Here is a 367-nt window from a genome sequence, read left to right on the forward strand (position 1 = left end):
GAACCGGAATTTAAATTTTTGTAAGCAACCCTGTCAGAGGTTCAAAACTCTGACAGTAGTTAATTAAAAATAAAAAAACCTAACAGGTCTCGAAGACCTGTTAGGTTTGGTTCAATATTAAAGTTTAAGTCTAATTAGATGCTTCGGTTAAAGTAGGTTTATCAACAAAAGGTCTTTCATCACGGTTTGCCACTTCCCAGGCTGTAAGGAAGATCAGCTTTGCTCTTTTTGCCAGCAGGTCATATTCGATCTTGTCCGGTGTATCTGTATGGCGGTGGTAATCTTCGTGTACTCCGTTAAAATAAAAGATAATGGGGATATCATTTTTGGCGAAATGGTAGTGATCGCTTCTGTAGTAAAACCTGTT

General features: G+C 37.9%; 1 protein-coding gene. It reads right to left on the minus strand.

Going from position 1 to position 367, the window contains the following annotated elements:
* Positions 1-130: 130 nt before the first annotated feature.
* Positions 131-367: M28 family peptidase (locus HC175_RS20750; protein ID WP_168139895.1), on the minus strand; the 237-nt coding region annotated here is incomplete at its 5' end.

It is taken from the genome of Salinimicrobium oceani, assembly GCF_012037645.1.